At 65.5% G+C, this 461-nt stretch carries 1 protein-coding gene; it reads left to right on the forward strand.

Annotation, left to right across the window (positions count from 1 at the left end; translation table 11 throughout):
• On the forward strand, nucleotides 1–461 hold a 461-nt coding region (locus tag NO978_RS19750), incomplete at both ends, for a 50S ribosomal protein L16 (RefSeq protein ID WP_257301233.1).

Below are 461 nucleotides of genomic sequence, written 5' to 3' on the forward strand. Positions count from 1 at the left end.
CGTGAGTACATCACCGGCATCCCCGGCTCGAAGATCGCACAGCACAAGATGGGCGACACCGCCAGCGACGCCGACGACTGGCCCGTCCAGATCTCGCTGGTCCTCGAAGAGGAGTGCCAGCTCCGTCACGGCTCGCTCGAAGCCTCCCGCCTGTCGGCCAACCGCCACCTCATCAAAACTCTCGGCGAGGGCAACTACTCCATGATCCTGCGCAAGTTCCCGCACCACGTCATCCGCGAGAACAAGCAGGCCACCGGTGCTGGCGCCGACCGTGTCTCCGACGGCATGCGCCAGTCCTTCGGGAAAATCGTCGGCACCGCCGCCCGCGTCCAGAAAGGCGAGCAACTGTTCACCTGCTGGTGCACCGTCGACCAGGCCCCCGAAGTCAAGGACGCCTTCCGCCGCGCCTACAACAAAATCTCCCCGCCCTGCCGCGTCGTCGTCGAACGAGGCGAGGAGAA

It is taken from the genome of Haloarchaeobius sp. FL176 (assembly GCF_024609245.1).
In the GTDB taxonomy this organism is placed as follows: domain Archaea; phylum Halobacteriota; class Halobacteria; order Halobacteriales; family Natrialbaceae; genus Haloarchaeobius.